This is a genomic window from Streptomyces sp. NPDC058295 (assembly GCF_042880655.1).
Classification (GTDB): Bacteria; Actinomycetota; Actinomycetes; order Streptomycetales; family Streptomycetaceae; genus Streptomyces; species Streptomyces coriariae.
On the sequence record NZ_JBHVYO010000038.1, the window covers coordinates 25,847 to 44,229 of the forward strand.

The window sequence follows — 18,383 nt, forward strand, 5'->3', positions numbered from 1 at the left end:
GTGGGCGAGATCGACGACGCGATCGAGCGGGCCGACCGGGAGTCGTTCACCCGGGAGCCGCCGAAGACGTTGAAGGGTCAGATCGGGTACCTGCTCAAGCAGTTGGGCAGCGCGAAGGCCGTCGCGCGGGAGATCGGGGTCACCGCCGACTCGGTGAACCGATACCGGCGCGGTGCCCGCAAGCACGCCCGCGCCGACGTCGCGGCGAAGATCAACGACGCGGTACGGGGCCGCTGGCAGCCACAGGTACGCAAGCGTCGGCAGAAGCAGGCGGCTACCGCGACCGGGATCACCGTGGAGACGAGGGCCCGGTTCGGGTACACCGCACCCGTCGGCACCACCGACGACGGACGCTTCCGCCGCCTCACCGTGCACCTCCCCCCGGCCTACGCACAACGCCTCTTCGACGCCCGCGCCCAGGGCGCCAACGACCAGGAAATGCGCCAGATCATCGCCGAAGGGTTCAAAGAGATCTACTTCCAAGACGGCGGAGGCCGCGCTACAGGACTCTCCGATGTCACTCTCAACGACATCGACTACCTCGACCTCGACTACTGACCCCGGCCCGATGGTGGTGCCTGTGCCTGCCGGTCGTGTGCCGAAGCACGATAGTTGGCACATCAGCAGGATTGTTGGCACCAAGATCGTCGGCACGTCCTAGAGTGACTCGATGAGCGACGATGCCGTGATATTGCGTCCAGTGGCCGAGGATGATCTTCCGGTGCTTGAGCGGTTCCTGACAGATCCGGAGGCGACCGGGCCCTTCCAGTGGCTGGGCTGGTCAGATCCGGGGCGCTGGCGGCGGCGCTGGGCGCAGGACGGCATGCTGAGCGATGAGGGCGGTCAGCTGATGGTGGTAACCGGCGCCGACCGGCTCGGCTTCGTGGCATGGCGGAAGGTCGTGACCTCGAGGAGCTCCTACTGCTGGAACATCGGAGCCCAGTTGCTGTCAGAAGCCCGGGGCCGGGGTGTCGGCACGCAGGCCCAGCGGCTGCTGACGCGGTATCTGTTCGCGCACACACCGGTGGTCAGACTCGAGGCGGACACCGAGACGGGGAACATCGCTGAGCAGCGCGCACTGGAGAAGTCCGGCTTCACCCGCGAGGGCGTGCTGCGCAGCACCGTGTTCCGGGACGGGCAGTGGCGGGACGTCGTGCGCTACAGCCTGCTCCGCGACGACATCGCCTCAGCCAGGAGCCCTGCCGCACATCGGCCCAGCGCCGAAGGAGAGCGAACGGCCTGACCCGCACTCATCCCAGCGCGTCGAAGGAGCAGCGAGGCCGGTGACAACAACCCTGCCGGTTCTGTCGTTGGTGACAAGCAGGCGGCGAGGACGGCCCGCACCAGGCCAGACATGGTCCTGGCCGACAAGGCGTACTCCTCCCGCGCGATCCGCGAGCACCTGCGCAAGCGCGGGATTCGAGCGGTCATCCCCGTTCCCACCGACCAGCGCGGCCACCGCCTGCGGCGCGGCACCCGGGGCGGCAGGCCACCGGCCTTCGACCGCGAGGCGTACAAGCAGCGCAACACCGCCGAACGCTGCATCAACCGCTTGAAGCAATGGCGAGGCATCGCCACCCGCTACGAGAAGACAGCGACTGTCTACTTGGCTGGACTGCACGTCGCGGGCATCTTCCTCTGGTCCGCCAGGTGATCCAAACGAAACGGCCTAGGCCGCTACACATAGCGATCCTGCCACCGGCCCGTCGCAACGCACGTCGCGTATAGGACTCGCCGGCCAGGCCTGCCTCGCCGACCAAGCCCTCTTCGCCCAGCTTCCGGTAGGAGGAACCGGGGTCGCACGCCGCCGACATGTCATGCCAGCAGGTCATCGCCGGGCTCTCACCTGCTGCCGTCGGAACATCGCAGCCGACCGTCAGAACGGCAGGCGTCGACGCGCCCGGCGGCCGGCGGAACCGCTGCGGCCCACGGCCCGCGAACTGGATTGGAAGGGCTTGCTCAGCAGGCGCCCCAGCGGACCGGGGGCCTTGGAACCTGCCTGGGCCCCCAGGCCCAGGGTGCGCTGGGCGCCGTTCTGGGGGTGCCGGCTCAGTCGCGGGACGACGAAAGCGAGTATCGCGAGGACTACACAGAAGGCGATCACGCCGACGATCATCATGGGGAAACTCCTGGGCGGTCTAGACGGTTCACTGCGTGCCACAACACGGACATTGCATTCTTGATGCCGACCGACTGCCCGTTTCGGCGCAGGACACGCCAGGGAAGGCACAGCCATGGCGCCCCCGCGAGCCCAGAGCCGACCTGTCTGTTAGTGGTGGGGGATGTCGCTGCTGGAGGTCCTCGGTGACGGCCTTGACGATCTCCAGGCCGTGCTGGCCGATCTCCGGCGCCGCGGAGACGGTCTCCGATGCCTTCCATCCGGCCCGTGACGAGGGCCGGGAACGTGGCCGCCGCCGTCGGGGATGCGGCGTCCCCGCCAACGTCATTGCCCTGCCCCGGCCACTGTCGCCTCCGGGAAGACGAGCAGCCCGCCCGCCGTCCGGCCCTCTTGCGGTCACACTGCTTGATGACGCTCAAGCCTCCGCCCGGGGTGCGCGAAAGAGCTTGCCGAGCCCGATACCGGACAAGTCACATTGCACCACGGGACCCGGGGCACGCCGCGCCCACCAGCCCCTCTCGGATCCTGTGCGGTCAGGGCCCTCCGAATCCTGCGCTCCGGCACGCCTCGGCCGCGGTCATGTGGCTGCCAGGAGGATGGCCGTGTAGTGCGCGGTGAAGGCGGCGATGGTCAGGGCGTGGAAGACCTCGTGGAAGCCGAACCAGGCCGGTGAGGGGTCGGGGCGTTTGAGTCCGTAGACGACGGCGCCCGCTGTGTAGAGCAGGCCGCCGGCAATGACGAGTACGACTACCGCGATGCCGCCGGCGCGGGCGAAGTCCGGCAGGTAGAAGACGGCCACCCAGCCCAGGACGATGTAGCACGGGGTGTACAGCCAGCGGGGAGCGCCGATCCACAGGACGCGGAAGGCGATGCCGACCAGAGCACCTGCCCACACCGCGGCCAGCAGCACCCGCTGCTGGCTCGCGGGCAGCAGCAGTACCGCCAGCGGGGTGTAGGTGCCGGCGATGATCAGGAAGATGTTCGCGTGGTCCAGCCGCCGCAGGACCGCCTCCCCACGCGGGCCCCAGGTGCCGCGGTGGTAGACCGCGCTGGTACCGAACAGCAGGCAGGCCGACAGCGCGTACACCGAGCAGGCCGCCACCGCCGCCGCCGAGCGCGAGACGGCGATCAGGAGGATCCCGCCGACCAGCGCGAGGGGGAACACGCCGGCGTGCAGCCACCCACGCATCCTGGGCTTCAGCGCAGCCGCCGCACGGTCCACCCCGCCTTCCAGGCCAACGGCTGCCTGCCTGGAAGGCAGTTGGCCGGTCGCGCCGGCAGACGCATCCGTCGCGGTTGTGCGCAGGGTGTCGGGCAGAGTGCGGGGGCGGGAGTCGAACTCCCGTCCGCGTAGCGGCGGCTGGGCATCCTCGGCGATCATGCGTTCATATTCTTGAATTCGGCGGAAGAGGGCGGGTCAGACGCTGGCCGGGTGCGGGGTTGCGGGGCGGCGGTGTTCGGCGTTGAGGCGCTGGGCTTCTTCGAGTTGGTCTTCGAGGATGATGATGCGGCAGGCGGCCTCGATGGGGGTCCCGTGGTCGACGAGTTCCCGGGCGCGGGCGGCTATCCGCAACTGATAGCGGGAGTAGCGGCGGTGGCCGCCTGCGGAGCGCAGCGGGGTGATGAGGCGGGCTTCGCCGATGGCGCGGAGGAAGCCCTGCGTGGTGCCGAGCATCTCGGCGGCCCGGCCCATGGTGTAGGCGGGGTAGTCGTCGTCGTCGAGACGCCCGAAGGTGTCGTCTACAGTCATCGCACCTCTCTGTGGAACGCGTGGAGGGGCCCTGGCGCCGTACTGCCGCCAGGGCCCCGAAGGAACTGCTACACCATCTGCCGGCCCTTCTACTGCGCCGGCCTTCTGTTTCCGCACACCCGGCCGAGATGCTGCCGGGGATGCTGGGATCGCGGTTGCTCGACCGGAGACCACCTCACTATCGATGTCCTGCGGTACCCGGACTCAACAAGCCGCCCGGGCGATCCTGATGGCGCCCAATTCCTCCGTTCATTCCCTCAATGCTGGTACTGCTCTCCTGCGTACTGCTGGTGATGCGACCTGCTCCGTGACCTGTCACAGCGCCACTCTTCGGCAGCCAGCCCCGTTCGCCTGTCCTGCGTCTGCTCTGGCTTGGAACCCCACTGCCGAACCTCCCGGTGCGCGCGCCCGCAGCCGACGCCTTCACCGAGGTACCACTTACTTAACTGCACTGCTGGGTACTGCGAACTTCACTTGCGGGTACTGCCACTGCGGTACTGCTCATGGCGGCCCCTGATCACTGCGGGCCACCCGGTCCGGCCGTCAGCCCCGTCGCCGTCCTGCAACAACCCTGGCTTCGGAACTCCACCACCGCACCGTCCTGCGCACTGCAACTACGTACTGCTGCCCGGCAGTTCGTGTCTGCCAGGCCCTGCTGTCTCTCTGGGCTACGAGAGAAACCATACCCACGCCACCGACCAATGTCTACTCCAGCCAACATAGATTTTCTGTGTGCTCGACTGAGAGGACATCGGGCTTGAGAGCAGCGTTAAGGGCACCAGATGGAGTCCACCCAGGCCGAGGACGACTGAGGGGGCCAACCGGAGACCGGTCGGCGCACGCGAGACGCGTCGCCCTCTCGTTGAACCGCGCGGCCTGCCGGCGGCGGCGCTTGCGGACCCGCGGTTGCCAGCGCTGCGGCACCGCCCTCGTCGACCTTCGTCGCAATGTCCGGGGGCGGGTTCCTGCGGGCGCCGCGCCGGTAGCGGTTGACCGAGTCGGCGGTGACACCGATCTCCGCCGCCACCGCTTTCGCACTGCCCAACTGGCGGATCACGAAGCCGATCCGGCCCTTCAGCGTCCTGGGCGGCTCCTGGATGAAGGACTCCCGGTCGGTGCGCTCGATGGCGTCCCCGATCTCCTTCGTCCAGGACAGCGTCGCCACCCTTGATGTGACGGGCCGGGTTGAGGCCCTGCTCCATCAGGTCGACCGCCCACAGCATCGTCTGGATGCCCTCCAGCTTGGCCAGGCCCGGCGTCGGCCCGAGACGGAATCCGCCGGGCTGCGGCTTGCCCGAGGCCGCATACGGCAGGAAGTCCAGCGGGCTCTCCCCCGGCGACGGGTAGACGACGCAGTCGGACAGCACCGCGAGCGGGAACAGACCCGTCATCCTGGCCATGTTGGAGAGCTTGCGGTGCATGTTGACCCGGGCCTTGCTGATGACGGCGGCGCGGATGTCGGGGCGCCAGGTTGGGCGTTCCAGCGCCGGCCACCGCTCCCCCTGCTTGTAGGACTTGCCCTGGCGGGCGCTCACGCAACTTGCCTACCCCTCGGACAGGTCAACTGACGTTCCGGACCCAGCGTTGGCTTGCGGCGTCCCAGCTCACGACCACGCGTCGGCCTCGGCCATCGGGCTTTGCAACCTCCTCAAAGAGGTGCTCTGGCGCTGTCCCATCGTGATGGACATCGGTCCGGTCCTCGATCTGGACGATCTCATCGGGACGAAGGTGCGGGCTTTGGGAGACCGGGGTCTCGCACGTGATGCCATGGACGTTCACGCCGCCCGCCACCTCTACACCATTGGCGCACTGGAGAGCCTCGCAGCCAGACGCCCGGAAGAGTTCGACCTCCATGAGCCGCACGACCGGCTGGAAAGCCTCGAGTGGATCAGCGACGCGGAATTCGAGGCTTATGGCATGAACACCGCCGGGTATCACGGAACTACGCCGCTGGGCCCAGAGCTGGCTCGTCGAGGACCTCGCACAACGGCTCACCGAACCCTGGGAAGACCCCTACGACCAGTGACTCTTCACGACCGTCACGAGCCGTCACGAGCCGAACTTTGAGACGGTCGGTCCTGGCCGGGGCGGTCGACGAGCGGGTGCGCCCGTACGGCCCACCCAGCCGGTGAGGACCACGGGTACCGGGCGCCGAGGACTAGCCGAGCTACACCCCGAATTTAGCCTTGCATGCAACCCTGTCGAATGACTGTTGGCGGGTGCGTGCGATTTCTCGGTGTAACAGCAAGTGAAAGACACTGAGTGGTGCCCCCGCAGCGCGCATCGGCACCCTGGCCTGCCGGGCACCTTGCAACTACATCGGTCCTGTCGGAGAGCCGCCTCGCGGGCCCGGCGGCCGCCGTCCTCCAGCACCGCCATGATGGGTTCATATGCCGGAGCTGCGCACCCTGGCTCCTGGCGGGACGCGCGCGCCTCCGGAGCCTGCCGCGCACCGGACGGCATCGCGCCGGCCCGCACCGCTCCCCCGGCCCCTGCCGCCGGACCCGCGCTTCCGGCGCGCTCCAAAGCCGGGCAGATCTCCAGGAGTTGCTCCCGGAGTCTGTTGATGTGGGCGTCAGGGCTCCCGATCCGTCAGTCCTTGCCGTCGCTCTTGCCTGTGCCGCCGCCGCCCGAGGGGATGGCGTTGCGGCCCCGGGCGGCGACGATCGCCCGGCGGGAGCGGACCAGGCCGCCGGCCGATGCGACGGACGCGTTCATGGGGCGGTTTGGGTTGCCCGCCCAGATCCGCAAGGCCGGAAGGCGACGGCTGGTCACGCTCTTACGGCCGAAGGCCCCCAGGATGGCCGAGCGGCTGGTCGAGGACATCTTCACCGCCCTGGACGAACAGACCGTCACCGTTCCCGGCACTGAGGCGGCCGCATTGATCGTCCCAAGCCTGGCCGGATCCCTGACGGCCGTCCTTGACCAGCGCAAGCTGCTGGACGGAAGGATCGAGGACCTGCTGGAGGCACACCCTCTTTCGAAGGTGGGCGATCACAGGTCCCATTACGGTGGCTGTGGTGGAAGGGACGTCCATGCCGGGAATCGGCGTCAGGACCGGGGCCAGGATCCTGATCGAGGTCGGCGACGGCAGCACCTTCCCGACCGCCGGCCACCTCGCCGCCTACGCCGGCCTCGCCCCGGCAACCCGCAGTTCCGGGTCCTCGATCCGCGGCGAACAGTCCTCCCGGAGGGGAAACAAGCAGCTCAAACGGGCCTTCTTCCTCTCCGCGTTCGCAGCCCTGGCCGACCCGGCATCCCGCATCTACTACGACAAGAAGATCGCCCAGGGCAAACACCACACCCAAGCCCTGCTCTGCCTCGCCCGACGACGGGCAGACGTCCTCTTCGCGATGCTCCGCGACGGCACCTTCTACGAACCACAGCCGGTCCGGGCCCTCGCTCCGCAGACCTAGACCATGGTCAAAAGGTGATCCGTGGGGCTGTAGTCGATCTTCCAGTCGGCATAGATCCCGCAGAGTCCGTCCTTGACGCACCGCAGGCCCACGGTCACCCAGCGGACCGATCCGTCGCCGCCGAGTGAGAACGCGACCGCGGCCTCGAACTCCTCACTCCCGCAAGGGCAGCCGACCGCACCGGGCTCGTCGTCCTCCCAGGACTCCTCGTTCCAGTACTCCTCGCTATCCGCGATGAACGCACGGCTGCAGCAGCCCGAACACTCCCGTTCCGCTCCGGACGCATTGACCAACACGAAGAACACACGGCCGCCACACCCACACACGGAAGGGGCGATCTTCACCGGGCGGCCGTCAACCGCACCCCGCAGGAACACCGCGAGCTCCGCGGGGACACCCTCACCAACCTGATCATCAGCATGCACGGACACATCGTTCCAGACGCCCCGAACTCACACCGTCCAGCTTGACCAAAGACATAGGGCCCCCGCGCGGCCTTCATGAGGGTGGCGCCGCGCCTGCGTGCGGCGCGATTCGGCCAGCTGCTCATCTGCCGTGCGCCGAGCCGTAGTTACCGGTGCGTAGAGTAGGACGGTTGCCTGAAGGTCATTTTGGGAAGGGATCATGGAGTGCGTCGGTTGCTTGGCGTGGCGGTGGTGTTGGCGGGGATGGCTCTCGCCTTCTGGTTGGTCCTGGGGCCTTCGTCCGACTGGGAGGGTGCCGCGAAGTTCATGCACTTCGCCCTCCTGCTGTCCTGCTTCCTGGTGATCGGCGGCGGGGTGCGGCTGGTCTTCCCCGACAAGTCCGCGGACGAGGTGGCGGAGAGCGCGGGGTGAGCAGCGCTCTGCGCGGGCGGGTCGCGTGCGGACGGCTCACCGCGGTCCGATGTCCGGAGCAGTACGTACGCCGAACTCGCGGCGCAGGGCGGACAGCGCGGCAAGGTGTCCCGGCATGCCGTGGACGCTCGGTCCGGGCGGCGTTGACGCCGAGCACAGGTACACGCCGTGCAGCGGGGTGCGGTACGGATCGAAGCGGGGTACGGGACGCATGAGGGACTGCCAGAGGGTCATGGCTCCCCCGCCGATGTCTCCCCCCACGTAATTCGGGTTGTACTCCTCGTACTGTGCGCCGCTGATCCCCCGCCGGTGGATGACCGTGTCGGTGAATCCCGGCGCATAGCGCTCGATGCACGCCGCGACCGTCGCGGCCGGGTCGACGGCGTCACCGTTGGGGACGTGGGCATAGGCCCATACGGGACGTCGTCCGGCTCTGGCGCGGCCGGGGTCGGCCGCGGCCGGGTCGACCAGCAGGACGAACGGCTCCTCGGGCCGGATGCCGGCCGCCGCCGCTGTCTCGGCCCGGTACATCTCTGCCTGGGTCCCGCCCAGGTGGACGGTGGCGGCCTGTCCTACGGCGGGATTGGCCCAGGGGATCGGCTCGGAGACGAGAAAGTCGACCTTCGCCGCCGCGGGCCCGTACCGGAACCGGGCGAGGGCTCGCCGGTAGCGGAGGGGCAGCCGATCGGCGGCGATCCGGGCGAACGCCTTGGGGCTCACGTCGAGCAGTACCGTCTTGGCACGGGGGAGCTCCTCGAGACGGGTCACGTGATGGCTGGTGTGGAAGGTTCCGCCGCAGGCGACGATGTCGGCGGCGAGCGCGTCGGCGATGCGGGCGCTTCCGCTCTCGGGCACCGGCCAGCCGCCGGCGTGCGCGAGGTGTCCGAGAAGCACGGCGACCGCGCCCGAGGCCAGGGACGGCAGTCTGCCCACCGCGTGGGCCGCCACCCCGGTGAGGAGGGAGCGGGCCTCTTCGGTGCTGAAGTGGCGGGGCGCCAACGCGGTGCCGTGCACCAGCATGCGGGAAGCCAGCAGCGCGGGGACCGAGAGGCTGCGGGGAAGGCTTCGTTGTCCGGAGAGGATGAAGTCGACCAGCTCTTGGGAATGTTCGAGCAACGGCTGCATGAGGCGGCGCCAACGTTCGCCGTCCGGGCCGAGGTGCTCGCAGGTCGCCTCCAGGTCCCGGTAGGCGAGGCCGGCGCGGCCGTCTTTGAGAGGGTGGGCGTAGCTGACGGGCGTGGACAGCATCGTCACCCCCCGGGACGCCAGGTCGAACTGGCGGAAGAAGGGGGACGCCACGGCCATGGGGTGAACTGCGGAACACAGGTCGTGTTCGATCTCGGGGTCGAAGAGCGACTCCGTCCGCAGCCCGCCGCCGATGGTTTCCCGGGCCTCGTACAGCGCGACTTTGAGTCCTGCGCGTCCGAGAGTGACCGCTGCCGCCAGGCCGTTGGGCCCGGTTCCCACCACGATCGCATCTGGTTCCATATGTCCTCCGTGAGCATTCAGGGCCGGAACGGTACCATTTCACCGTTCAACGGATTCACGTCGATCGCTGACCGATTGCGGCCCCCAGGGAACCGAATGGCGCGCCAACCACTCAGGGGTGAAGGCGCGCGAACACAGCGCTGTGATGATCACCACATGATCACTCCTTGAGATGGCCTTGATGATCTCCATAAGATCATCAGGAATCGCGGCGGGCATGAGGGCTCACTTGCAGATGCAAGCGGGCATACGGGGCGCACGTCGCAAACATTCTCCGTCTCCGTCGGAAAACCTGGTCAGCTCACGGGGGCGAGCGTTCGGGAATGTCTGACCAACATTTTCCGCACGCCGTCGTCTTCCCCGGACGACCAGAAAAAAGAGGGGAAACAATGAAGAAGAAGAATGCCGCACTCGTCTTCGGTGTGGCCGTCGCGGGCACGCTCCTGACGGTGTCGATGCAGGGTTCGGCCCAGGCCTCCACCCCGCAGCAGGCTGACGTGAGCCTGAGCACCCAGGCTGCAAGCGAGGGCGCTCCGGTCGCCCCGCGCGCCGCCGCCGGCGCGCGGGCTGCCGCGGCGGCCGGCCGGGCCGCTGCTCGCGCCACCGTGCACGCACGGGCCGCCGCCGGCTCCGTCGCGCACCAGGCGTCCGAGGTGGCGAACAACTTCAGCCTGTTCAGCGCGCCTGCCAAGGTGTCCGTCGACGGCGCCTCTGCCGCGGCAACCGCTTTCGACAGGTGATCGCGCGCCATCGGCGCATCCAGAGGGCGGCACTGCTGGCTGGTGCCGCCCTCCTGGGCGCCCATTTCTTTCTTGCGGCGTTCTCCCAGGCGCCGCTCAGCCCCGCCAAAATCAGGCTTCATGGGCTCATCAGCGGCTACCTGGAGCCGTATTTCACACAGAACTGGAGCCTCTTCGCTCCGAATCCGACAAAAGACGACGAGGGCATAATAGCTCGCGCAAAGTGTTCCGACGGTTCCGTCACGGATTTCTACGACGTGACCGGACCTCTGATCAAGGAGACCCAGGAAGACCGATTCTTCCCCTCCCGCACAGTACGCCTCGTAAGCAACGGGATAAATCAGCTGAACGATTCTGACGACCTGCTGCTGCGACTCCGTCAGAAGGAGGAGGAGAAGAATACCGAGGACTCGCCAGCGAAAGACGGAAAGCGTGATCACGTCATTCCTCTGACTCCGTACGAAAAGAGTCAGCACGAAGACGCCGAGCGATCGCTGTCCCGTTTCTCGCTGACCCGGATGCACGACGTCTGCCCCGACGGCACAGGGCCGACCGCTGTCCAGGTACGCATGTACATCAAGACGTTGCCTCCCTGGTCGCAGCGGAAGAACTCCGAGGCGAAGAGCAAAGTGGACCTCTACGACTTGCCGTGGAAGAAGGCGGTGGACCTTCGATGAGGATCAAGGAAGCGATCGACGCCGCCGCCAGTCGCCCCATCGCCGCGCTGGGCGTGTCGGGGACCCGCGCGCTGCTGGGCTTCGTCGGCCTCATGTACTACGTGAGCCACTACAGCGACCGGAGCTACCTGTTCGGCCCGGGAGCCGACTCGGTCCTGCCCCACCACCTCTTCGTCGAAGAGATCAAAGAGAAGGGCAGCTTCAGCCTCTACGCGTGGAGCACCTCCCAAGCCTGGTTCGAGGTGGTCTTCCACCTCGGGCTGTTCGCCGCTGTGGCCGTCACCTTCGGCGTGGGGGGCCGGATGGTCCTCGCGGCGCACGGAGTGCTGCTGTGGTCGCTCTACGAGCGGCAGTCGGCATTCCTGGACGGCGGGGACAACCTCGCTCAACTCGTCATCCCGATGCTGCTGCTGACCGACTGCTACCGGCACTTCTCCTTCTCGAGCGGGCTCGCCCAGCGCGTCACGAGACGACTCCCCGAAGGCCTGCGCTGCCTCCGCGTCCCCCTGCATAATCTCGGCGTGGCTGCGATCGCCGTGCAGATGTGCCTCGTGTACGTGGTGAGCGGTCTGTACAAGGTGCAGGGAGAGGTGTGGCAGGACGGCACTGCGCTCTTCTACATCATGCGCGTTCCCGAGTTCGAGCTGCCGGGATGGTCCAGCCTGGTCTACGACAACGACGTCCTCGTCTTCCTCGGCACCTACAGCACCACGTTGTTCCTCGTGTACTTCCCGATGGGGATCCTGGTGGCGAGGCTGCGCCCGTGGACGGCGGCGGCATCCATCGCCTTCCATGTGTCCATCGGCGTGTTCATGGGACTCACCGCGTTCGCCCTGACGATGATCGCCTGCGACCTGATCTTCCTCTCGTCGGCCCTGGCCCGTGCACGCCGGACGGCACGCGGCATCACAGCACGCTGGACGCCGAAACAGCCCGGAGGCGTCCGGACCGTCACCGAGGGGGGCGCGCCGGGCAGCGACCGCACAGTCGATGCCCCCGTTCCCCAGACAGCGAACTGACAGCCATGCGCACCGTCCCCACCTGCATCCTCGGCAGCGCCGACGAGAATCCGATTGTCACCGGCGCACACGACCCCGACAAATACGTGGAGGTCGGGTCCTTCACCAAGGTCATCACCGGAACCATCCTCCAACAACTGGCCGGACAAGGGGTGCTGACGCCTGACGACCCCGTCGAGCGATGGCTCGGCGCCCCGCCCGGAACCGGCATCACCCTGCGTCATCTGGCGGAGCACACCTCAGGTCTGCCCCGGCTTCCCCCTGGCACGTCCCGCCGCGACCCGTACCGGACGTTCACCGACGACCGGCTGCGCGAGCTGCTCGCCGGCCTCGACCTGCTCGCCGTCGCCCCCGCGGGACAACGCCAGGAGTACTCCAACCTCGGCTATGCCGTGCTCGGCGCGGCGCTGGCAGCGGCGAGCGGGCAGGAGTACGAGGAGCTCGTCGCCGGACTCGTGTTGTCACCCCTTGGCCTGCCGCCGCACGCCATGAGCGCCACACCGCCGCAGCACAGCCGGCTGCTGCCGACCAGGTGGTTCGGCCGCACGGTGAAACCGTGGACCATGACCGGCGCAGTCCTGCCCGCCGGCGGCCTATGGGCGACTCCCCGCACGCTGGCACGCGTGCTGACGGCTCTCGTGCTCGATCGTTCACTTGGAGAGCCGGGGCTCGGATGGCAACGCACGGGGCCGCTGCCCGTGGTCTGGCACAACGGAGCGACAGGCACGGCATCCGTCTTCGCCGGCGCCGTCCCGGACGGGCGCTGGACCGTGGTACACCGTCTGAGCGGTGACTCCGACGTGACGGATCACGCCGGCCTGGACTACCTGCGCACAGCACAGGCGCAGCCGAAGGAGTGAAGCCGCCTTCGGTCCCCAGGCCGCTGCCACAGGCGAGCACGACGGCACACCGTGGGTGGCGGTCGGGCACTGTCTGTTCCATCCGCAAGGTGGCGGTCAGCCGACCGACCGGGGTGGACGGTCACGAGACCCTCCCCGTGCGGGATCACGACTCCGCGCCGGTCGTGGCAGTGGCCTGCGGTGAGCGGCGCTGCCGGTCTTCTCGGTCGGGCAGCCGACCGGGGTGGCGGGCAGCGTGCCGGTACTTCTCCAGCCGGGAGAAAAGCCGGAGGACATGTTCACCTCCGGGTCGTACCGGCCATTGGTGAAGGTATTGGAAGGTTTGCGGGCTCACCGGAGTGGGTGAGGAGGTGATTGGCGATGGTGGACGACTCCACATCACCGTCGGCTCGTTCCTCGTACTCGCCCTACTGGGCTCGGCGGTGAGCCTGGGTTTGGGCATTGCTCTTCTGGCAGGGGCAAGTCACCGAAGCAGGTCTGTGGTGGCTGCACACCTTCGGCGTGAACGGCCGATTTGCCCTCATTGCTGCGCTGCATCCGGCAGCAGGACATCGCTGAACGCCTCGGTCTGACGCAGTCCGTCGTAGATCGCCCCGCTGGACCACGCCCCGTCATGGCCGCGCCGACGCTCGATGTGCAGCGCCACCCACGGGCTGGGGGCGACCCCACCGTCCCCGCGGCCCGAGCCGCCGATCCCGCAGCCCTCACCGACAACTGGTCGTCCATCCTCGCTGCGTGTCTGCGGCTCCCCTTGCCGCCGCGTCGTGTGTGCCGCCCGGGCGCGGGTATCCGCTCCGCATCGCAACCCGTCGGGCCGGCGCCCGACCAACCGGAGGAGAGGTACCGCATGTCCGCCTCCCTCGTGGAAACGGTCGATATCGAGGCCCCGTCGCTGTCGCCTGAAACTGGCGGAGACCGCCGCAGCGTCTTGACCTCGAACTCGCATGCCGTGGTTCACCGTTGCGGTACTTGGCGCGGTTGGCGTCCGGGAGTTGTCGTCAGATCTCGCGCCCACGTCAGAAGCGAAGGATGACGGCTGTCTGGTAGGTCTCGACGGTCTTGTCGTGGCGGATCGCGATGGCGTGGGCCGGGGTGACACGGGCGGCCGGGGGCGGCCGGTGCGGCGACGAGACCGACCCGCCCGCCACGAGTACCGCCTGTCGGCGCGTTGCTCCAGCCGAGCGCGGCCACTGCGTGCTCGCTACCCCGCGTACCGGACCGCTCTCTTCACCTCATGCTCCACACCGGCCCGCATCGCGCCCTGCTGTTGCGCGTGCTCGGTAGGCCGAAACCCTGTGGAGCCCACCTGCATGGCGTGGAATGCTCTTGGGCGACTGCTGTCGGAAGGAAAGGTTACAAGGGTGTACGTCCCGTCATCTGCACGAGCTCTCGATGATGACGAGCGTGAGCTTGTGGAGCTGGCACGCCGCACCATAGACGCGCATACCGACGCCGGGCCCGACGAAGACGGGATCCACACGGTGGGCGCCGCGGTCATGGCCGCCGACTACCGGATGTTCGCCGGCGTGAACCTCTACCACTTCACCGGCGGGCCCTGCGCCGAACTCGTGGCTCTGGGAGCCGCGCGAGCCCAGGGCGCCCGCCAGATGCGCTGCATCGTCGCCGTGGGAAACCACGGGCGCGGGGTCATCGGCCCGTGCGGGCGAGATCGGCAGGTCTTCGTGGACTACTACCCCACCATGCGCGTCATCGTGCCCACGCCCGCGGGGCTCAGGTCCGTTCTCGCCGCCGACCTGATGCCGCTGGCGGAGCGATGGACCCCGGAGGCGGGCATGAACGGTCTCGACCCGTCGCTCTACCAGGACCCCGAGACGGCCGGTCCCCCGATCATTCGGTTCAACCCCCGCTACCTCGAAGTCGTCCGCTCCGGCGCCAAGACCAAGACCACCCGCTTCCGTGACCCGGCCCAGCTCGGGCCGGCACGGCTGATGTTTGAGAGCGACCCCGAAGTCGTCCTGTGGGCAGAGGTGACCGGCATCAGGCACTGCCTGGTCAGCGACCTCACCAACCAGGACGCCCAAGCTGAGGGGCTGACGACCGCAGCCGAACTCCGGGAAGGCCTTAAGGGCCACTACCCAGATCTGGCGGGAACCGACGAAGTCGACGTCATCACCTTCCAGATCAACGACAAGACGGGCGCCACTTGAACCACGGATGCGCCGACGATGACTGGACCGCGAGGTGACGACGAGCACTGAGGGGGGCCAAGATCATCCCGCTGCCTGTTCGAGGGCGTCGGCTCTGCCGCTGACCAGTGCACCGGCTGGACCGTCACCCGCAGCTCAGGGATACGCCACCGCAGCCCTGCCCTCCTGTGCCGGCTTGTCCGCCCCTCCACAGGCGCCCAGAGGGCCCTGGCACCAAGGAGCGGCCGGCCCATGCTCTTCCGCCTCCTCGCCATCGACACGGCCATCACCCGAAGGCTCTCGGACCACCCTGCGGGACGCCAGAAAGCCAGCACCGTGGCCCGGCACAGGGGCCCCCACGCGGGACCAGGCGCGCGAAGCTCACCACGGACCCGCCCCCGCAGCCCGGCGTCGCCGGGGCCGGCAGGGCAGCGAAGGGGCACCGAGGGCCGCATCGCCGCAAGGAAGCGGCAGACGTCCGCGGGGTGACCACCGCATCCCCCCGGGACTGGGACGACGTCAGCCACTGCGTGAGAACCCCCCGCGTCTGAACCGCCCCCAGAGGCCGTGCGGATGACGGGTGGTCAGGGGTATCCGGCCGAGGTCGGGGTGCCGCAGGCAGGTGGTGTCGTGCTGGACGGCGCGGATATCGATCGACCAATCCTTCCTTCACGCCGTGGGCGGCTGTGATTGCGGGCGTGTGTGAGTCGAGCCCGAATCGGCGGTACACACCTACACAGTTGTCTCGGGGGGTGTTCGGCGCAAAGGCCGGTCGAGGGTCCAGCACGTTGCCGCCGGCACCGGCAGCGGGTGTCGTCGACCAGGTCGACTGCGGCGAGCGGGTGCAGGGTTTGGGCCCGTCTTCCGGATCGGCCGATGGGGAAGACGGGCCCCGGATGTACCGGCCGGGGCGTTGCCCCGTTGCCCTAGGCGGCCTTGGGGCAGGTCACATGGGCGAACTTCGAGGTGACGGTGTAGGTGTCGTTGGGGACGCCGGTGAACTCGAAGATACCGTCCTTGATCGTGACGGTCGTGTCCACGGCGGCGCCCTTGGAGTTCTTCAACGTGACCGTCTCGGCCTCCGGGAACCCTCTGCCGGATACGCCGTAGGTTTTTCCCGGGCCCTTGGTGACCGTGCACTTGATGGCGGCTTCCTCGTCCGACACGAACTTCAGGCAGGACGCGGTGGCGGTTCTTCCGGTGACGCGGTAGTTGTCGTTCGGCACCCCGGTGACCTCGTAGAACCCTCCTGTGATCGCCTTGGTCACGCGCACCACGGTGCCCTTGGAATTGCGTACGGTGACTTTTTCGCCCGCCTTGAATCCTTTGCCCGACACCCCGAAGCGACCACCGGGGCCTTCGGACACCCTGCAGGTGGCCTTGGGCGCGGCCTTCACCGCCGCGTCGGCACTTGAGAAAGTGACCGCGGTCCATCCGCTGAAGGCCATCGCTGACGTCAGTACGGACGCGAGAATCTTCTTACGCATGGGTTTCTCCCTGCTTCTGACAGACGGAGAGACTGGAGATCCGAAGCCGCGGCACTGCCTGCGGCCCGGCGGAAAATGTGCCCCGCTACCCCACCCGATTCATCACTATTCCACCAGGCGCGCCCGCCTGCATGTCGGGTCTCCTGCCCCGGCCAGGGGCCTCGGCCCGCATTGCCGCCCGCCCTGATCCGGGTGCGGCTCGAGGTGAACGACCCGGACCGGAACCCCCGGCCGGCGGGCCGACTGGCAACGCCACTTCGCCGCGCTGCGCGAACTTGTGCGCGATGAGGCCGGTCGGGCCGACGTCCTGCCCGGTGTCACGTCCACGGCATTGGCGTCGGCCGGTTCCTTCAGAAACAGCGTCAGCACACTGTCTGGGCAGGGCTGGTGGACGGCGGCGCGAGCGGTTGGAGCGGCTCGGCGTCGAACCCCTTGCCCCCGGCGCCGAAGACGCCGGCCAAGGCTTCCGCGCCGGCTTCCGGAGGACAGGACTACGCCGTGAAGCTGGGCGTGTTCCTCTCCCACGCGAAGTTGAACCGACAAACTCCAGCAGCTCGCCCCCTTCGGACTGGGGTGGGCGACGTAACCGCCGGTGGGTCGCTCGGTACGACCCGCCGGCCTGTCAGGTCCTCGGGTTCGCGTCGCGGCGTCGCCTGCAATCTCGCGCATGTGTTGCCTCTCGGCGGGCCGGACGTGAATCGCAGCTGACGCGCTCACAGACCGCTCACCCGGGCGAACCCGCGCGCGTGGGAATCGTCCTGCGTATGGCGACCGCGGCGGACAGAGCGGGCGCTCCGTCTGCGTTCGAGGGCGGCGACGACGAACAGGGCACCGGAACGAGGGACAGTCATGCTCGGTGGCCCTACCGAAGGCCCGTGCCGCTGATCTTCAGTGGACCGGCGGACGCGTGGCAGCCGCATCCGCTCACACCTGCGCCCTTCGGCACCCAGGAGCAGGAGTGGCGACGTCGGCCGAGCCATCAGGTTCCGGTGGCGGCCACGGCCGGGATGACGGCGAGGGGTGGGCGGCGAGCCCACCATCTGCCCCGGCGTCGGCACCGATGACGCCCGCCGTGCCCAAGGAGTGACAAGGACATCGGTCGCCTGGTTCCCACCCGGCGCCGCGAGTCGCTTCCAGGCAGCTGCGGCACGCTCGCCGGAACTGATCGGCAGCCGTCTCGTCAACAGCCTCGTTGACCCGGAGGTCACCAGGCGAAACCGCTCAGTAGCTGTCGTAGCCGGGCTTGCCGTTCGGCCGGAAGACGCCGACGACGGTGCCGCCCTTCGTCGTCGTGACGGTGACCGGCTCCAGCGCGGTGGGGATCGCTCCATCGGCGAACAGCCGCTTGCCGGTGCCGATGATCACCGGGTGGATGGTCAGCCGGTACTCGTCGACGAGGCCGTGCCGCATGAGGGTCTGGGCGAGGTCGCCGCTGCCGACGACGTTGACGTTGCCGCCGTCGGACGCCTTCAGCGCGCGTACGGCATCGACGATGTCGCCCTCCAGCAGCGTGGAGTTCTGCCACTCCACGGACGTCAGGGTCCGAGACGCCACGTACTTGTGCATGCTGTTCATCCGATCGGTGAACGGGTTGTCGGGATCGGCGCCCGGCCAGTACGACGCGAAGATCTCGTACGTCTTGCGGCCCAGCAGCATCGCGTCGGATTGCTCGTACCAGCCGGCGATGGCCGCGCCGACCTCGTCGTCGGTCACCGGCTTCTGCCAGCCGCCGTGCTCGAAGCCGCTCTCAGCGTCCTCGTCCGGGCCGCCCGGCGCCTGCATGACGCCGTCCAGCGTCAGGAAAGTGCAAACGATGATCTTGCGCATGGTGCGCTCCCTTCGTC

19 protein-coding genes and 4 pseudogenes are annotated in these 18,383 nt (G+C 68.4%); 10 read left to right on the forward strand and 13 right to left on the reverse strand.

The window, feature by feature from the left end; translation table 11 throughout:
* From tpg (ACFVYS_RS32250) to ACFVYS_RS32260, 3 genes and pseudogenes are all read left to right on the forward strand, one after another.
* Entirely contained in the window at window positions 1-558 is a 558-nt protein-coding gene (gene tpg, locus ACFVYS_RS32250; RefSeq protein WP_389507816.1) for a telomere-protecting terminal protein Tpg, read from the forward strand.
* A gap of 112 nt (window positions 559-670) precedes the next feature.
* Window positions 671-1,243, forward strand: a complete 573-nt coding sequence (locus ACFVYS_RS32255; protein WP_389507818.1) for a GNAT family N-acetyltransferase — start codon at window positions 671-673, stop codon at window positions 1,241-1,243.
* Window positions 1,244-1,339: 96 nt separating this feature from the next.
* Window positions 1,340-1,654: pseudogene (locus ACFVYS_RS32260) on the forward strand (transposase); the annotation flags it as partial.
* Between the two features lie 222 nt (window positions 1,655-1,876).
* Here the strand turns inward: ACFVYS_RS32260 and ACFVYS_RS32265 are convergent.
* From ACFVYS_RS32265 to ACFVYS_RS32290, 6 genes and pseudogenes are all read right to left on the reverse strand, one after another.
* Window positions 1,877-2,119 carry a DUF6411 family protein gene (locus ACFVYS_RS32265; RefSeq protein WP_020126348.1) on the reverse strand — a complete coding sequence of 81 codons (243 nt, stop codon included), beginning with the start codon at window positions 2,117-2,119 and terminating at the stop codon, window positions 1,877-1,879.
* A gap of 577 nt (window positions 2,120-2,696) precedes the next feature.
* A complete protein-coding gene (locus ACFVYS_RS32270; RefSeq protein WP_389507820.1) occupies window positions 2,697-3,500 on the reverse strand; it encodes a hemolysin III family protein in 804 nt (267 codons plus the stop codon).
* 36 nt (window positions 3,501-3,536) lie between these two features.
* The gene (locus ACFVYS_RS32275) at window positions 3,537-3,869 is read right to left on the reverse strand and encodes a MerR family transcriptional regulator (protein ID WP_389507822.1); all 333 of its coding nucleotides are present in this window, start codon (window positions 3,867-3,869) and stop codon (window positions 3,537-3,539) included.
* Window positions 3,870-4,739: 870 nt separating this feature from the next.
* Window positions 4,740-5,025 (reverse strand): annotated as a pseudogene (gene tpg / locus ACFVYS_RS32280) (telomere-protecting terminal protein Tpg); the annotation flags it as partial.
* Window positions 5,006-5,420: pseudogene (locus ACFVYS_RS32285) on the reverse strand (transcriptional regulator); the annotation flags it as partial. The pseudogenes ACFVYS_RS32285 and tpg (ACFVYS_RS32280), both read right to left, overlap by 20 nt.
* A 1,041-nt stretch (window positions 5,421-6,461) precedes the next feature.
* Window positions 6,462-6,587, reverse strand: coding sequence for a hypothetical protein (locus tag ACFVYS_RS32290; protein ID WP_389507824.1), 126 nt, complete (start codon window positions 6,585-6,587; stop codon window positions 6,462-6,464).
* Between the two features lie 4 nt (window positions 6,588-6,591).
* Between ACFVYS_RS32290 and ACFVYS_RS32295 the strand changes: the two are divergent.
* Window positions 6,592-7,285 (forward strand): annotated as a pseudogene (locus ACFVYS_RS32295) (transposase); the annotation flags it as partial.
* On the opposite strand, the gene ACFVYS_RS32300 reads toward ACFVYS_RS32295, so the two are convergent.
* Complete coding sequence (locus ACFVYS_RS32300) at window positions 7,282-7,710, reverse strand: hypothetical protein (protein ID WP_389507826.1); 429 nt, start codon at window positions 7,708-7,710, stop codon at window positions 7,282-7,284. The pseudogene ACFVYS_RS32295 and the gene ACFVYS_RS32300 overlap by 4 nt on opposite strands.
* A gap of 204 nt (window positions 7,711-7,914) precedes the next feature.
* Between ACFVYS_RS32300 and ACFVYS_RS32305 the strand changes: the two genes are divergently transcribed.
* Window positions 7,915-8,121 carry a hypothetical protein gene (locus tag ACFVYS_RS32305; RefSeq protein WP_389507828.1) on the forward strand — a complete coding sequence of 69 codons (207 nt, stop codon included), beginning with the start codon at window positions 7,915-7,917 and terminating at the stop codon, window positions 8,119-8,121.
* A gap of 36 nt (window positions 8,122-8,157) precedes the next feature.
* Here ACFVYS_RS32305 and ACFVYS_RS32310 read toward each other — a convergent pair whose 3' ends face one another.
* A complete protein-coding gene (locus tag ACFVYS_RS32310) occupies window positions 8,158-9,609 on the reverse strand; it encodes a phytoene desaturase family protein (protein ID WP_389507829.1) in 1,452 nt (483 codons plus the stop codon).
* A gap of 39 nt (window positions 9,610-9,648) precedes the next feature.
* Window positions 9,649-9,828: a hypothetical protein gene (locus ACFVYS_RS32315; protein WP_389507831.1), complete on the reverse strand. Its 180-nt coding sequence runs from the start codon at window positions 9,826-9,828 to the stop codon at window positions 9,649-9,651.
* Between the two features lie 170 nt (window positions 9,829-9,998).
* Between ACFVYS_RS32315 and ACFVYS_RS32320 the strand changes: the two genes are divergently transcribed.
* Genes ACFVYS_RS32320 through ACFVYS_RS32335 form a run of 4 tightly spaced genes read left to right on the forward strand, consistent with a single transcriptional unit; the run spans window position 9,999 to window position 12,905 of the window.
* Window positions 9,999-10,349: a hypothetical protein gene (locus ACFVYS_RS32320; protein WP_389507832.1), complete on the forward strand. Its 351-nt coding sequence runs from the start codon at window positions 9,999-10,001 to the stop codon at window positions 10,347-10,349.
* Window positions 10,346-11,026 carry a DUF5819 family protein gene (locus tag ACFVYS_RS32325; RefSeq protein WP_389507834.1) on the forward strand — a complete coding sequence of 227 codons (681 nt, stop codon included), beginning with the start codon at window positions 10,346-10,348 and terminating at the stop codon, window positions 11,024-11,026. Before ACFVYS_RS32320 ends, ACFVYS_RS32325 begins: the two co-directional genes overlap by 4 nt.
* Window positions 11,023-12,045, forward strand: coding sequence for an HTTM domain-containing protein (locus ACFVYS_RS32330; protein ID WP_389507836.1), 1,023 nt, complete (start codon window positions 11,023-11,025; stop codon window positions 12,043-12,045). Before ACFVYS_RS32325 ends, ACFVYS_RS32330 begins: the two co-directional genes overlap by 4 nt.
* 5 nt (window positions 12,046-12,050) lie before the next feature.
* Complete coding sequence (locus ACFVYS_RS32335) at window positions 12,051-12,905, forward strand: serine hydrolase domain-containing protein (RefSeq protein ID WP_389507838.1); 855 nt, start codon at window positions 12,051-12,053, stop codon at window positions 12,903-12,905.
* A gap of 520 nt (window positions 12,906-13,425) precedes the next feature.
* Here ACFVYS_RS32335 and ACFVYS_RS32340 read toward each other — a convergent pair.
* Entirely contained in the window at window positions 13,426-13,551 is a 126-nt protein-coding gene (locus tag ACFVYS_RS32340) for a hypothetical protein (protein ID WP_389507840.1), read from the reverse strand.
* A 370-nt stretch (window positions 13,552-13,921) separates the two neighbouring features.
* Window positions 13,922-14,053 (reverse strand): hypothetical protein, encoded by a 132-nt coding sequence (locus tag ACFVYS_RS32345; protein WP_389507842.1) that lies wholly within the window; start codon window positions 14,051-14,053, stop codon window positions 13,922-13,924.
* Window positions 14,054-14,317: 264 nt separating this feature from the next.
* Between ACFVYS_RS32345 and ACFVYS_RS32350 the strand changes: the two genes are divergently transcribed.
* Window positions 14,318-15,073, forward strand: a complete 756-nt coding sequence (locus ACFVYS_RS32350; protein ID WP_389507844.1) for an ASCH domain-containing protein — start codon at window positions 14,318-14,320, stop codon at window positions 15,071-15,073.
* Window positions 15,074-15,978: 905 nt separating this feature from the next.
* Here the strand turns inward: ACFVYS_RS32350 and ACFVYS_RS32355 are convergent.
* Both ACFVYS_RS32355 and ACFVYS_RS32360 read right to left on the reverse strand, forming a co-directional pair.
* The gene (locus ACFVYS_RS32355) at window positions 15,979-16,539 is read right to left on the reverse strand and encodes a hypothetical protein (RefSeq protein WP_389507846.1); all 561 of its coding nucleotides are present in this window, start codon (window positions 16,537-16,539) and stop codon (window positions 15,979-15,981) included.
* A gap of 1,221 nt (window positions 16,540-17,760) precedes the next feature.
* Window positions 17,761-18,366, reverse strand: a complete 606-nt coding sequence (locus tag ACFVYS_RS32360) for a dihydrofolate reductase family protein (RefSeq protein WP_389507847.1) — start codon at window positions 18,364-18,366, stop codon at window positions 17,761-17,763.
* Window positions 18,367-18,383: the final 17 nt, after the last annotated feature.